Annotated in this window: 13 protein-coding genes; 5 read left to right on the plus strand and 8 right to left on the minus strand. The window is 39.3% G+C overall.

Features of this window, described 5'->3' with window-relative positions; all coding sequences use genetic code 11:
* Positions 1–50: 50 nt before the first annotated feature.
* Positions 51–1001, minus strand: a complete 951-nt coding sequence (locus H9L23_RS04045; protein ID WP_187593772.1) for a chitinase — start codon at positions 999–1001, stop codon at positions 51–53.
* 350 nt (positions 1002–1351) lie between these two features.
* Between H9L23_RS04045 and H9L23_RS04050 the strand changes: the two genes are divergently transcribed.
* Positions 1352–3088 (plus strand): thiamine pyrophosphate-dependent enzyme, encoded by a 1737-nt coding sequence (locus tag H9L23_RS04050; RefSeq protein ID WP_187593773.1) that lies wholly within the window; start codon positions 1352–1354, stop codon positions 3086–3088.
* Positions 3089–3276: 188 nt separating this feature from the next.
* On the opposite strand, the gene H9L23_RS04055 is transcribed toward H9L23_RS04050, so the two are convergent.
* The 3 genes from H9L23_RS04055 to H9L23_RS04065 form a co-directional block, all read right to left on the minus strand.
* Entirely contained in the window at positions 3277–3750 is a 474-nt protein-coding gene (locus H9L23_RS04055; RefSeq protein WP_187593774.1) for a hypothetical protein, read from the minus strand.
* Positions 3751–3878: 128 nt separating this feature from the next.
* Positions 3879–5009: a 4-hydroxyphenylpyruvate dioxygenase gene (gene hppD, locus H9L23_RS04060; protein ID WP_187593775.1), complete on the minus strand. Its 1131-nt coding sequence runs from the start codon at positions 5007–5009 to the stop codon at positions 3879–3881.
* A gap of 165 nt (positions 5010–5174) precedes the next feature.
* A complete protein-coding gene (locus H9L23_RS04065; RefSeq protein WP_187593776.1) occupies positions 5175–6341 on the minus strand; it encodes a homogentisate 1,2-dioxygenase in 1167 nt (388 codons plus the stop codon).
* A 279-nt stretch (positions 6342–6620) separates the two neighbouring features.
* On the opposite strand from H9L23_RS04065, the gene H9L23_RS04070 reads away from it, so the two are divergent.
* The 4 genes from H9L23_RS04070 to H9L23_RS04085 all read left to right on the plus strand — a co-directional run bounded on the left by H9L23_RS04070 (position 6621) and on the right by H9L23_RS04085 (position 9836).
* Complete coding sequence (locus H9L23_RS04070) at positions 6621–7076, plus strand: hypothetical protein (RefSeq protein WP_187593777.1); 456 nt, start codon at positions 6621–6623, stop codon at positions 7074–7076.
* 67 nt (positions 7077–7143) lie between these two features.
* Entirely contained in the window at positions 7144–8139 is a 996-nt protein-coding gene (locus H9L23_RS04075) for a fumarylacetoacetate hydrolase family protein (protein ID WP_187593778.1), read from the plus strand.
* 179 nt (positions 8140–8318) lie between these two features.
* Positions 8319–9206 carry a flavin reductase family protein gene (locus H9L23_RS04080; RefSeq protein ID WP_187593779.1) on the plus strand — a complete coding sequence of 296 codons (888 nt, stop codon included), beginning with the start codon at positions 8319–8321 and terminating at the stop codon, positions 9204–9206.
* A gap of 24 nt (positions 9207–9230) precedes the next feature.
* A complete protein-coding gene (locus H9L23_RS04085) occupies positions 9231–9836 on the plus strand; it encodes a YdeI/OmpD-associated family protein (protein ID WP_187593780.1) in 606 nt (201 codons plus the stop codon).
* On the opposite strand, the gene H9L23_RS04090 is transcribed toward H9L23_RS04085, so the two are convergent.
* From H9L23_RS04090 to H9L23_RS04105, 4 genes are all read right to left on the minus strand, one after another.
* Entirely contained in the window at positions 9837–10382 is a 546-nt protein-coding gene (locus tag H9L23_RS04090) for a C40 family peptidase (RefSeq protein WP_025143205.1), read from the minus strand.
* Positions 10383–10496: 114 nt separating this feature from the next.
* Entirely contained in the window at positions 10497–10877 is a 381-nt protein-coding gene (locus H9L23_RS04095) for a DUF4870 domain-containing protein (protein ID WP_187593781.1), read from the minus strand.
* Between the two features lie 52 nt (positions 10878–10929).
* Complete coding sequence (locus H9L23_RS04100) at positions 10930–11631, minus strand: SDR family oxidoreductase (RefSeq protein WP_025143203.1); 702 nt, start codon at positions 11629–11631, stop codon at positions 10930–10932.
* Positions 11632–12177: 546 nt separating this feature from the next.
* Complete coding sequence (locus H9L23_RS04105; protein WP_187593782.1) at positions 12178–13959, minus strand: aromatic amino acid hydroxylase; 1782 nt, start codon at positions 13957–13959, stop codon at positions 12178–12180.
* Between the last annotated feature and the right edge of the window lie 375 nt (positions 13960–14334).

Raw genomic sequence — 14334 nt, forward strand, 5'->3', positions numbered from 1 at the left:
GAAGTCAAGTTTTTAAAACTTGAGTTCTTTAGTTGTAAAAACTCAACCTCTTAACCCGGATAAGGCACCATTTTCGCACAATCACAATTACAGTTGGCATCCGTTATATTAAGTTTTTTCAAAAAGTATTGGTAAAAGCCAATCCTGTCCTTCATGGCTGGCACTTCGGCTCCTTTATTACATTCTAAAGCCCCGTTAACAATATTAATGGTCATGCCGAAACCTGCCTTATATCCTTTTTGCAGTTCTGCAGCGGTTGGTTTCCATTTTTCAGTGATTACATCATGGGGAGATGGTTTTGCATCCTGTGGCGTCATCCAAAAATAAATGGCCGTTTCAAAGGCTGTTACCGCATTGGTGCTTACCAGATTTGGATTTTTGAGTAAAATATTCTTATCACCAAAAATACAGTCTGATGCAAAACCATAATTGCTATTATAACTCAATTGAATGGGACCACGGCCATAATATTTTTTACCTGCAACGGCTGGATAGGTTACGTTTGCAGCAATATAATTGGCATTGGTATCCAACTCATGGTTAAGCATTAAACCGTCGTTATATTTATTGTTGATCCCGTTACGGGTTTCGTGGGCAATATGAGCGAATAAAGCAGCGAGTTCTTTTTTATTTACATTAATTTCTTTTGAAGCGCAGAAATCAGCATAATCGATAGTTGAAGTGCTGTAAGGTTTTGCTTTTGCCCAGGTTTCGTTCCAATCTTTATCCTGCCTGATTACAGTGCCCTTGTTGGTCCTTTTATCTGTTCTGGTGATTTTATAAATCCACTCGCCCCGTTTTTCGATCTTGATTTTAATAAATGACATGGCCGAAACGGCTTTCGCAAAGGAAACATAACTGTAAATTTTATTCCGCTGAGGGAAAAAGCTGTTAAATTCTTTTTCTGAAAAATAGCCTGGAACAGCCGGTTTTGATTTGCTGAAGCCAAAATTAAATAAGCATATTGCTAAAATTAGAATTACAATGCATTTACTTTTCATAATAGATCAGGTAGGTATGTGTTATCTAATTTAACAAAAAACCTCATGTATTTTGCAATACATGAGGTATCAGATAAGGGTAACCGGAAAACTAAAAAACTAATTATGAGTTTTTAGAATTTAACAAAATTGAAATCGCTTCGTGTTTTGTTATTTCAAAGGTGCACTTCATTTATGAAGTTTTAGTGAAGAAAACTTCACCTTATAGATATCGCTTTACTTATGTTACAATTAATAGTCTAAAGTCTTTGCCAGGTCAGATTGGCTTCTTTTATGCTTTTCAGTTAAAACAATATCCGCGCTTCAGCTATTTAATAGGTATATAAAATCCCTGATTAAAAAATACCCTCATGAGTAAAAACGTTGCAGAACAACTGGTTGAAATGCTGGTTGAGGTTGGTGTAAAAAGAGTTTATGCCGTTACCGGAGACAGTTTAAATTATTTTAACGATGCAGTAAGGAGAAACGGCAAAATAAAGTGGATCCACGTCCGGAATGAGGAAGTTGGTGCTTTTGCGGCAGCAGCCGAGGCCGAACTTGATGGGATTGCCTGTTGTGCAGGCAGCTGCGGACCAGGACACGTACATTTGATTAATGGCCTTTACGATGCGCACCGCTCTCACGTTCCGGTAATTGCCATTGCATCAACCATCCCAACAGGCGAATTCGGTATGGACTTTTTTCAGGAAACCAATACCATTAAATTATTTGACGATTGCAGCTATTATAACCAGGTGGCCACCACTGCCGAGCAGGTACCAAGAATGTTTCAAACGGCTGTTCAGCATGCCATTCATAAAAAAGGTGTTGCCGTATTTGGTTTGCCGGGCGATGTGGCACAACTGGATGCGGTAGAAAGTGTTACATCGATGCAACTCTTCAACAATAAACCGGTAATCCGCCCATCTGATCTGGAATTAAATGAGCTGTCTACCTTACTCAACGGTGAAAAGAAAATTATGCTTTATTGTGGGATAGGCGCTGCCGATGCACATGATGAAGTGGTGGCGCTTGCTGCCAAATTAAAAGCGCCCGTTGGATTTTCTTTCCGTGGTAAAATGGGGATTCAGTATAATAATCCTTATGAAGTAGGCATGACGGGGCTTTTGGGCCAGCCATCTGGTTACCATGCCATGCACGAGGCCGATGTGGTACTTTTATTAGGGACAGATTTTCCTTATGTAAACTTCATGCCAGTAAAAAATAAGATCGTGCAGATTGACGAAAAACCGGAACGTTTGGGCAGAAGGGCGAAACTTACAATGGGTTTATGTGGAAGTATTAGTGATTCTATAAAAGCTTTATTACCACTCATCTCCGAAAAGAAAGATGATAGTTTCTTAAAATCTCAACTGGAATTTTATCAGAAAGTGAAAGAACAGCAACAGGTTTATGTTAAAGATCAGGGTGAAGAAAATAAAATCCAACCCGAATTTGTAGCCGAAACCATTAATCGTTTAGCAGCCAATGATGCCATTTTTACGGTAGATACGGGAATGTGCTGCGTTTGGGGAGCACGTTTTATCGACGGGACAGGTAAACGAAAAATGCTGGGATCATTTAACCATGGCTCTATGGCCAATGCAATGCCGATGGCCATTGGTGCAGCATTGGCGCATCCACAACAGCAGGTAATTGCGCTTTGTGGTGATGGCGGTTTATCAATGCTTTTAGGTGATCTGGCTACCATTAAACAATATAACCTACCTATAAAACTGATTGTTTTTAACAACAGGGCTTTAGGAATGGTGAAATTAGAAATGGAAGTTGATGGATTGCCTGATAATGAAACGGATATGATCAATCCTGATTTTGCATTGGTTGCGCAGGCCATGGGCTTTAAGGGAATTACGGTTTCTAAACCCGAAGAAGTTGAAACCGCGATCAGTCATGCGTTAAGTGAGGAAGGGCCTGTATTGTTAAATATTATGACCAATCCAAATGCTTTAGCGATGCCACCTAAAATAGAATGGGCGCAAATCAAAGGAATGACCGAATCGATGGCCAAATTAATGTTGGGTGGAAAAATGAGTGAGGTTTTGGATACGATAAAATCGAATTATAAACATTTGGGGGAAGTGTTGTAGTTTAGAGAAGTTTCGTCATTCCCAACCCGATAGCTGTCAGGTTGGGAATCTTAATGCATGTTATGTTTCATAAGCATTAAGATTCCCGCCTGCGCTCGAATGACGAGCTAAATAAAAAAAACGTCATCTCGGCTTCTTTGCACCCGATAGCTATCGGGTTCGCTCGAAATGACGGTATTAATAGAAAACTATTTTCTCTTATAAAGTCCCTGCAGCTGTGTCAACGCAGCTATCAATTTCTCCTCATCACCTGCTAAACAATAATATTTAATTCCATTTTTATCATTATCAGGCTCTTCATCCCGTTTACTAAAAACCGGATAAACTGATTTAATTTTTGAGTCTTTTTGTTCAGAACTAACCTTGAACCCGTTCCAGGTCTGTATTTGAGATTTGGTGCTGGTTTCTTCTTTGGCACGATCTGAACTGGCAAATGTTTTTCCCATTGTAAAAACCCCGAAATTCATTTCCTCATCAATTGAAAATGAATTTGCTGTAATGGTAAATGCTGTTTCCGTACCATTATGCAAAGTAATGTTGGTTCCGCCGATGGCTTTTGCCAGTAGTTGATTGATGTTTTTAACAATTTCGGCCTTAGCTTGTGCGAAGCCACTGAATGATGCAGCCAGTAATAAAACCAGGGTGAATTTTGTTCTCATCATAATTAAGGTTTAAATATTTGTGTGTAACTAAATTTAATCATTTTTTTCGCTAAACACATACCTAAAAATGAGTAAATAAAAAAAGGCAACCAGATTACTGATTGCCCTAAGTTTAGTTAATAATAATATTATAAGTTGCCTCTTAATTCCTGCTCACGCTCTAACGATTCGAATAATGCTTTAAAGTTACCCGCGCCAAAACTCTGTGCACCTTTACGCTGAATAATCTCAAAGAAAAGGGTAGGGCGGTCTTCAACTGGCTTGGTGAAAATCTGTAAAAGGTAACCTTCTTCATCACAATCAACCAAAATGCCCAGGCTCTCCAATAACGATATTTCTTCGTCAATTTTACCCACACGTTGTGGCATCATATCATAATAGGCTTCCGGTGGAGCACTTAAAAATTCTACACCACGCGATTTTAGCTCTCTAACGGTTTTTACAATATCTTTTGTAGCCACAGCAATATGTTGAACGCCTTCACCTTCATAATATTCAAGGTATTCTTCAATCTGCGATTTCTTTTTACCTTCAGCAGGTTCGTTGATCGGGAATTTTGAAAAGCCATTGCCATTACTCATCACCTTGCTCATTAAAGCCGAATATTCGGTGTTGATCTGTTTATCGTCAAAAGAAAGGATGTTTACAAAACCCATTACATCCTCATACCATTGTACAGCTTCATTCATACGGTTCCATCCCACATTACCCACACAGTGGTCGATATATAAAAGACCCGCATCAGCTGGCTGATAATCGCTTTCCCAAACACGGTAACCTGGCATAAAAGTTCCGGTATAGTTTTTACGCTCAATAAACATGTGCACCGTTTCGCCATAAGTGTATATACCACTCATTTTAACTTCACCATGTTCATCTGTTAAAGTTTTAGGCTCCATGTATGGTTTAGCGCCACGTTTTGTAGTTTCTTCAAACGCGCTGTAAGCATCATCAACCCATAGGGCCAATACTTTTACCCCATCGCCGTGTTTTTTTACATGCTCTGAAATCGGATGATCAGATTTTAATGCCGTGGTTAAAATCAACCTGATTTTTCCCTGCTGTAATACGTAAGATGAGCGGTCGCGCACACCAGTTTCTGGTCCGGCGTAGGCCAAACTTTGAAAACCAAATGCCGTTTTATAATAATGAGCGGCCTGCTTGGCATTACCCACGTAAAATTCAATATAATCTGTTCCGTTAATTGGCAAAAAATCTGGTGCCTTAGCTATCTTTTCTGCGAATGTTTGTGTTTCCATTTGTTTGTTGTTATTTAAGTCCGAGGTCGGAGGTCCGAAGTCGGATGTGATATGTTGTTTTTAAATGTTTTAAGGTTGAATGTTGTAAAGTTTAAATGTTGGATGCCACCGTCTATTTCCTTTGCACTTTATCTTCTGACACCGGTCTCCGGACTTCCGACTCATTTATTCTACGTTAATCTGCCAGCTTTTATGGTAATTCTCATCCTCAATATCCAATGCATCCTGCGTAAGCATTAAAGGTTTAAAAGGGTCGATCATCACGGCCAGTTCATCTGTTTTTTCTTTCCCGATTGATTTTTCTACGGTTCCCGGGTGTGGTCCATGTGGGATACCGCCAGGGTGTAAAGTAATTTGTCCTTTAACCACATTTTTGCGACTCATAAAGTCACCGTCAACATAATAAAGTACTTCATCACTATCTACATTGCTATGGTTATAAGGCGCGGGGATAGAATCGGGATGGTAATCATATTTGCGCGGCACAAAAGAGCAGACTACAAAATTGTGCCCTTCAAAAGTTTGGTGTACCGGAGGGGGTTGGTGTAAGCGGCCGGTTATCGGCTCAAAATCGTGGATCGAGAAAGCGTAAGGATAATGGTAGCCATCCCAGCCTACATAATCAAAAGGATGTGTACCATAAGTATAGGGGTATATTAATCCCTGTTTTTTAATCAATACCTTAAAATCGCCGTATTCATCGTGGGTTTGCATGTTTTCAGGTAACCTTAAATCGCGTTCGCAGTAAGGAGAATGCTCCATTAACTGTCCAAACTGATTTAAATATCTTTTTGGCGGTCTTAACGGACTAAAACTTTCTACAATAAACAACCTGTTTTGCTCATTGTCAAACTCCATCTGGTAAATGGTTCCCCTTGGAATAATGAGGTAATCGCCATAGCTAAACTTAATTTCTCCAAAACCTGTTTTCAGTTTTCCGGAACCCTCGTGCACAAAAATCATCTCATCGGCCTGACTGTTCTTATAGAAATAATCCGTCATCGATTTTTTAGGAGCCGCCAGCACGATGTGCAGGTCGCTATTCACCAATATCGGTTTACGGCTTTTTAAAAAGTCATCTTCCGGTTTAATCTTAAAACCGATCAAACTCGTGTGTTTCAGGTGTTTCTCGCGGGCAATTTTTGGTTCTACGCTATAGGGCTCGCCCAAATGTTTTACAATGGTTGGCGGATGGCAATGATAAACCAGCGAGTACAAACTGGAAAAACCTTCGGTTGATACCAATTCTTCGGCATAAAGATTTCCATCGGGTTTGCGGAAAACCGTATGGCGTTTAGCTGGAATTTGCCCTAATTTGTGATAAATAGGCATAATTAAAATGATGTTATGGTTAGAAAGAAAAAATCCTAAAGAATAAACAATCAAAACACAAATGCGTTTCGATTAATAAGAAAGGGTAGATAAATTACAGAGAATATTGCGCCATGATCAGCTTGGAAAGCATCTTATAACGACGTGCAGCAATGGCATCGTTAACGAGATTAATATGTAATGCTTTTAAGATCATGGTTTTAATGCAGCCAAGGTAAGTATTTTATTTAAAAATTGAAATTTTAATTACCTTTAATTACTACTTATAGCACTATCTAAATGAAATTTATTTTTACTTGCTTAATTTTTTTCGCGTTAAGTTATACTTGTTTTGCACAGCAAAAAGCCAAATATAACATCAGGGTTGTCGATCGGAGCGGGAACGCGGTAAGGGGTGCTTTCTATGCGGCCTCTGATAATGGATTAACCATCATCAGAAACCGGAGGGATACTTTAAAGCTCAGCGCCGATAGCATTAGTGCACTGTACATTCACCGCCGGGGACTTGTAGCGCCATTGGCTATTGCAGGAGGGTTAACATTTTTTGTGCTGGCAGCCAAAAGCGACAAACTTGTAGAATCGATTGTGCTTATCGCCGCTGGTGTGCCTGCAGGGGTATCGGGCGGATTATTGATCGGTGGCTTACTTTCCAATAAAAAACGTTACAAAGGCCTTCAGCCAAAAGATTTTCCGGTAATAAAATCAACCCTTCAACAATACACGGTGTTAAAATAATAAGTGCTAAGTTTTATTTTGAATAACCTAATTGCTTAGCTTTACCGCGTATTTAACCAAATGATATATGAAACTAGTATCCTATAAAACCGAAGACAGAGAGCATCTTGGTGTATTTGTAAATGGGCATATCTATAATTTAAATAGCTGCGATAAGCTTATTCCTGACAACATGAACGAATTTTTGCATGGGGGAGAGGTATTAATGGAAAGGGCAAAACTCATTGATGATCAGATTAAAGAAGGAAGCCTGGAGGCCAAGGAAGAAATTTTTTACGAAATTTTAGCTCCTGTTCCGCACCCCACCAGTTGTCGTGATGGATACGCCTTCAGGCAGCACGTTGCAGCGGCGCGTAGGAACCGCAAAGTTGATATGATCCCTCAGTTTGATGAATACCCGATTTTTTATTTTACCAACCACAATGCCATTCAGGGTACAGGCGAAATTGAGTGTATGCCCGATCACTTCGATAAACTCGATTTCGAACTTGAACTGGCTGTTGTTATTGGTAAAAAAGGAAGAAATATAAAAGCTGCAGAGGCTGATGAATACATTGCAGGTTATATGGTAATGAATGATATGAGTGCCCGCACCTTGCAGATGGAAGAAATGCTGTTGAACTTAGGACCTGCCAAAGGAAAAGATTTTTCAACCGTGATAGGTCCCTGGTTGGTAACCCCGGATGAATTGATACAGTACAAAGTTGCCCCTAAAGAAGGACATGTAGGTAATGCTTACGACCTAAAGATGACTTGCCGCGTAAATGGCATCGAAGTTTCAAAAGGAAACGCCGCCGATATGGACTGGACTTTCGCCGAAATTATTGAACGCTGCGCTTACGGTGTAGATATTCTTCCAGGAGATGTAATTGGTTCCGGAACAGTTGGAACAGGTTGTTTTTTAGAGCTGAACGGTACCGGTTTATTAAACGATCCTAACTATAAAGTGCAGTGGTTACAGCCTGGCGATGTTGTTGAAATGGAAATAACAGGCTTGGGTGCCTTAACCAATACCATTACCAGGGCTGATACGGATTTTTCAATTTTGGCCTTAAAGAAGTAAGAGAACTCTTTAATTTTTTTGATTAAATCTTCTAGAAAAATCGTCATTTCGAGCAGAGTGCAACGAAGTCGAGAAATCTATTATAGATCTCTCCATTACGCTGCGCTTCAGTCGAGATGACGATCTTTTTAGAATTTTAACCTCCATATAATCCTTCCAAACAGTAAACTTAACTACCTGTGCTAACCCTAAACACCTCCAATTTAACCCCTGTAGAACTACAAAACTACCTGCAATATGCTATCGCCCCGCGGCCGATTTGCTTTGCCTCAACCATAGATGCCGAAGGTAATATCAATTTAAGTCCCTTCAGTTTCTTTAATATGTTTAGTAGCAATCCACCGATATGTGTTTTTTCTCCTGCCCGGAGGGTGCGCGATAATACGACCAAACATACTTTAGAGAATGTTCATCAGGTAAAAGAGTGCGTCATCAATATCGTAAATTACGATATGGTGCAACAAATGAGCCTGGCCAGTACTGAATATGCGAAAGGGGTAAATGAATTTGAGAAAGCTGGTTTTACCATGCTGAAATCAGACCTGGTTCAGCCACCAAGGGTTGCCGAGGCCCCGGTACAGTTCGAATGTGTGGTGAATGATGTAATTTCGTTGGGGGATAACCACGGTGCAGGAAACCTGATTCTGGCCGAAATAAAAGTGATTCATATCAATGAGGAGATCTTAGATGAAAACGGCAGGATAGATCAGCATAAAATCGATCTGGTTGCACGTTTGGGTGGCGATTGGTATTGCAGGGTTACAAACGATAATTTGTTTAAAGTGGCAAAACCTTTGGCCAAACTGGGTATTGGAGTAGACCGTTTACCACAATCAGTCCGCCTTTCGAAAGTATTAACCGGAAACGATTTGGGCATGCTCGGTAATGTTGAACAAATACCAAGTGATGAAGAAATTGATCTGATCAGCATGAATCCAGAAGTAAAAGAAGTGCTCGATGCCACCATTGGCGATAATACCAACCGCGAAAGGGAACTGCATGAGCTGGCTAAGAAATTCCTGAATAGCGGAGAGGTAGAACTTGCTTTAAAGATCGTTTTGCTTTAAATTTAATCTACCTAATTTTCAGCCATGCATACAATTGTTCAGGTAGACCAATACATTATCAATTCGGCAGAATTTGCCATTCCGATTTTGGATCATTTAAGAAATCTGGTGCATAAGGCCGATGCCCGTATTGAGGAAAAAATTAAATGGGGGATGCCTTTCTTCGATTATAAAGGCACGGTTTGTCACATGGCTTCTTTCAAACATCATTGTGCCTTTGGCTTTTGGAAAGGATCATTAATGAACGATGAATACGGTATTTTTAAAGAACGTTCGGAAGCCATGGGTTTATTGGGCAAAATAACATCTTTTAAAGATTTACCTTCCGACGAAATCCTGATCGCCTACATTCAACAGGCCATTAAATTAAATGAGGATAATGTAAAACTTCCACAAAAACCAAAATCTTTACAGAATAAAGCACTTATTATCCCTGAATATTTTATGGAAGCCTTAAATGAAGTTCCTGAAGCTTTAGCGGTATTCCAGAATTTCAGTCCTTCCAACAAAAAAGATTATATTTTGTGGCTTGAGGAAGCTAAAACAGAAGCAACCAGAATTAAAAGACTGGAAACCACTTTAGAATGGCTTGCCGAAGGTAAAACGAGAATGTGGAAATATAAAAAGTAATTAAAGGATACTCACGATCTTCATGAAACGGGCTTTGTAATGACCATCTAGATCGGTAATGGTTACCTGATGTGCTTTGCCTGAAGAAGCGTGGATAAATTTGATTCCGTTTTCATCAATCGAATAAACAATTCCAACGTGACCGATTCTTCTTATTCTTGAATTACTGCCTGTAAAAATCAAAACATCACCTACTTTGGCATTTTCTAAGCTGGTTTCTTTACCCGCATAGCTAAACTCGCGTGAAGAACGTGGGACCTTAAAACCAAAATTGCTGAATACATAACTTACAAAACCAGAACAATCGAAACCAACTTTTGGGTTGCTGGTAGCGTAACGATAGGGGATACCCAACATGCTCTTGGCAAAATCGATCAGTGAAGTTGAACTTGTTGAGGAGTTGTTTTCGGTAACCGTTACATTTTTTGGAAGATTGGCAACCAATTGTTTTACCAGTTCCTGGTATTGTGCGGGCAAGATGGTTTGGGCTTTTCCTGCGGTGGCAGACAAAATGAAAAACGAAATGACAATTATAATTTTCTTCATATGTTGGAGCCAAAGATATAAAAAATATCTAAAGTCGATTAAAATGTTGAAAATGAGTTAAAACAAAAAGTCCGGGTTACTTACCCGGACTCAAATTAAAATATTTGGTTTCGATTAAATACTTGGGAACATGGTTTGAGCTTTGTCGCCGATTAATGGAAGAGCCTTTTGCTCTCCGTTATTTGCACTTACCGCACCTAAAATGATAAAAATAATATAGACAATGTAAATCAGATAACTTAAATATCCAAAAAGTGCAGTTGGCACAATCATGATCAATATCGTTACCGCTATATTAAGTACAATAATGCCCAAATGCAGCAATAATGATTGTCTTAAATGATAGCTTGATAATGACGTTTTATTGTCTTTGTACATCGCAAAGTACGATATCAGCCAACCAATCAGAAAAATGTAGCTAACAATAGCCGCACTTTTTCCACTATCGGGTGCTTTAAATGGCGAATTTGTTTCAAAAGGAGATTTTGTTTCCATAGATTTTTTTTAGTTTTTCAATTACTGCTGTAAATTACTAAAAATAATTCTATTATGGTGTAGTAACTGCTACGGGTAAAATTTTTCCGTTAAAAAATTTCTGTCCGGTTTTTGCAAAATCAGCTACATATTTCCCCATTTCGAAAGCCATCACCGGACTTTGGTAACCTGGAAAAGCAGTTTCAAGCATTTCAGTCTGTGCCGATCCTAAGGCAAGGCAGTTAATCTTGATTCCGGTTTCAGCCAATTCAAAGGCCAAACATTCGGTTAAAGTATGTAAGGCTGCTTTACTTGCCGAATAAGCAGAAAGCCCCGGGAATTTAACACTTCCCTGAAAGCCACCCATACTGCCGATGTTGACGATATGGCTTCCGCTTTGCATTAAAGGTAAAAGATTCTGGATCATCCTGAAATGCGAGATTACATTGCTCTGCAGCATCTCGCCCAAATCAGCCTCGGTGGTTTCTAAAAAAGGTTTGTTAATTAAAGCACCCGCATTGTTAATCAGGATATCGATTGTACCCAAACGCTCTTTTAAAAAAGGGATCAGCGCGGCATAATCATCGTTTACAATATCAAATTCGACAGGTAAAAGTGTGCAATCGGGATTAATGCCGCGGGCAATCTCCAGCAGTTTACGCAGTTTATCTGCCGAACGGGCAATGGCAACAATCTTGTTTTCTTTATGTAAGCTAAACTCTAAAGCGGTTTCGAAACCGATTCCGCTACTGGCACCTGTAATTATAATGTTCATTAAAGGGAATTAAAATTTGTTGTAAAGTTAAAAGGTTGAAATGTTTTAAAAAGGATGTTGATAAATAAATTCTTAATAGTGCGTCATCTGTTTTTTATAAAAAACAATCCTTTATTAATAATTTAACATCATTCTAAGGGTACATAAACGGATCGTCATTTCGACCGCAGTGGAGAAATCTTTTAAAATAGTTCAAAGATTTTTCTCCCGATTTAAGCTAGAACTGTGCCAAATTCAAAATAACAATTGATTTTTAAATCTGGCATTGGTAAATAATTAGGAACTGCAGAGTGTCATCGAAGATAGTCGTAAATGCAATGAGCTTTAAGATTCAAGCCTGCACATATCGTCTGGACACAATTAATTTATCAAGGTCAGTCAGCATATTGCCTAAAATATTCTTAAAAAAGATGTGTCAACACGGTAGGCCTGCGCGGGAAAGACGAGAACTCTTTTAATCAATTCAATTATTATATAAATTGATTTCCCTTTCATCTCTTGAATCACTTTGCCATTTAGATAAATTTAATGAAATTAAAGCTAAATTCAATCTTCCACAAGTAGCTGGCTTACCGGATTCTTGATCACATGTAAGCCATCATTAATCAATTTCGTATGGTCTATCTCTTTGCCGGCTTTAATTTCAAGATATACCTGAATTTCCTTTTCCAATTGATGATAGATTTTTTTGTGGTAAATAATTTCGAGTATTTCCAACGCGCAAAGCCAATCCTGCCTGTGGTCTGTCTTCAATTTTGCGAAAATCCCGCCAAGTTGCTCCAGGTTTTCACCACTTTCCCTAATTTTCCTTACTGTTTTGTATAAAGCATGCAGTTTTAAGGTTTTATCATCATAGGTAATTTTGTGCGTTTTCTCTACACTGATCAAAGTAATCTCCTCATAGGCATCTTTATCCGCAGCTCCGTTAAAAACAGAAACAATTTTATCCCCCACAGCCATGTCGTATATACCCCATTCTGGTTTAAACAGGATGTTTTCGTTACTTTCGGTAACCGTACAATCGCTAAAGGCAATTAAAATCAGTTTATCTTTCTCGGTAATAATATCCTTCACTACTCCCACAACTTTAATTCCGCTTTCAAACGTAAGTTCAGTTTTCTCCCCTTTAATAATGTTCAAAGATTGTAGTTCTAATGAACTATAATCCTCAAATGGTTTTTCTGCTCCTTTTAAACGGCCAACAGGTGACGAAAAGCCATCTTCGTGGTAATCTTTACCATGCCCAGCCAATTGTTTATTGTTAATGGCCAGTGCAGATTGGCCTGTAGTTTTAATAAAAGTTACTTCATCATCAGGGTTAATGCCCATATCGGTAAATACACCGCTTACCTGCAAGCCCGAACTGTAAACTGCAGTGGCTACATTTTTACAGGCAATTGCTTTCATAATACTCTCCGATCCACCTTTTCTAAAAGCCATGGTATTGGCAAATTCTTCCAATACATCAATCAGGTTTTGGAAAGTTTCGGTTACAAAGAGTTGTGGCTGCGGTTTAGTAATATCATAAGCGTAATTAATCGTATCAATATTGTACCAAAGTTTTATCACATCGCTTTGCATGCAGCTTGCACTTTCACCTATCGACGACAGCAATCCGGCACCATAAATTTTTGGATTCTCCAAAGTGCCGATTAATCCATATTCAACTGTCCACCAATGGAGGCGGCCCAGTAAGGCCATTTCAGAAGGGTCGCCCATGTTTTCGCTGATATAACGCAGTTCCTTTTCTGCTTTCGCAATCTGAAATTCGTCTGCATCCACAGCCTCTTTCAAAATTGAAAGTTTTCTGATGGCCTCATACAGTTCAAAATCCTTTGCCGAAAACATTGCTTTTGCACCTATTGAGCCAAAATAACTCAGGTAATTATTGTAATCGGTATCGGCAATAATAGGCGCATGACCAGCGCTTTCGTGGATAATATCGGGTGCGGGTGTATATTCAATGTGGTTAATCTGGCGGATATCAGCCGCAATAACCAAAACGCGGTAAGCCTGGTATTCCATAAAAGCTGCAGGTGGAATAAAGCCATCAACCGTAACCGCTCCCCAGCCAATTTTGCCCAGGTTATCATTCATCGTTTGCAGATCAGGAATGTATTCGATACTCAAACCGGCCCGCTGCAAGCCTTTTATATAAGGGTAATAAGCAACATTTTTAAGATAACTGTAATTCTGGCGCATTACATAACGCCATACCGCTTGATCGATAGGCGTGTACTTTTCGTAATTCTGGGCAACAATAAATTGCTTTAAATGGTTGGGCAATTTGGCTACCTGCGCATTATTAAAATCATTAAAATGGCTCATAGGTTATTTATGAAATAAGTTGGTCGGCAGCTAAGTTAGGATGTTGTTTTTATCTTAACAAGAAAGCCGCCGCATAAATTAACAGGTTAACGTAATAAAGGTTTGTAGGGGAGAAAGAGATGACTTATGAATTTGGAAAGCTGCTGCTGCATTTCATTGGGGGGCTCCGGTCGGGCTGTTAGCTGTATCTTTTGCTGCCCTTCGACTCCGCTCAGGCTGACAGCAAAAGGATGCCGCTTCCATCCCGTTTAAGTACGAAGGCTTGTACTGATTAATTCAGTTTTTTAACGCTCGCTATAAAAACGAAAATAGAAGCACTGTTTTGGCCACCTAAACCCGACTGTTGCGTAAAGCCCGGAACGAGGCAACGAGTGA

Origin of the sequence: Pedobacter roseus, from assembly GCF_014395225.1 — a bacterium.
In the GTDB taxonomy this organism is placed as follows: Bacteria; Bacteroidota; Bacteroidia; order Sphingobacteriales; family Sphingobacteriaceae; genus Pedobacter; species Pedobacter roseus.